At 68.3% G+C, this 615-nt stretch carries 1 protein-coding gene; it reads right to left on the bottom strand.

Annotation, left to right across the window (positions count from 1 at the left end; translation table 11 throughout):
• Positions 1–404: ABC transporter permease (locus BN358_RS11510; protein WP_157593412.1), on the bottom strand; the 404-nt coding region annotated here is incomplete at its 3' end.
• Positions 405–615: the final 211 nt, after the last annotated feature.

Below are 615 nucleotides of genomic sequence, written 5' to 3' on the forward strand. Positions count from 1 at the left end.
AACTGGAACAGGTCGGAGGAGAACGACGACATGAAGGCCGCCGCAGTGGCATAGCCCAGAGCCAGCCCGGGGATCAGCCCGACCATGATCAGGATCAGGTTCTCCGCCGTGACCAGCCGGGACACCCTCGGTCGTGACATTCCCAGCGTGCGCAGGGACGCCAACTCCACCGCCCGCTCGGAGACATTGGTCGTCATCGTGACGAAGATCAGCGCGAACGCCATGACTGCGCCCAGGGCCAGCATCACGCCGGCGAAGACGTAGAACAGGCCCATGAACTTCTGGGCGAGGTCGTAGAGCTCGCGAGCGTCCAGCGCGACCGCCACGCCTTCCACGCCGGTAAGCCGGGTGAGCACGGCTGCACGATCCGCTCCGGGCTCGAAGCGCACCAGGGCGCTACTCACCGTCACCGTGGAGCCGGTCTGCCCGGTGAGCGTGGACACGGTCGCAAGGGCGCGTAGCCGAAGGCTCCCAGGGGTTCCTCGGTGAAGCCCGCCACCCTCAGCCGCGCGGTATGCCCGCTGCCGGCGTCCACCTCGATCGTGTCACCGACGGCCACATCGAGGACGGTCCGCAGCGGCGTGGCGAGTAGGACGCCGCCACTGGCGGGCAGGA

The organism is Sedimentibacter sp. B4, from assembly GCF_000309315.1.
In the GTDB taxonomy this organism is placed as follows: domain Bacteria; phylum Bacillota; class Clostridia; order Tissierellales; family Sedimentibacteraceae; genus Sedimentibacter; species Sedimentibacter saalensis.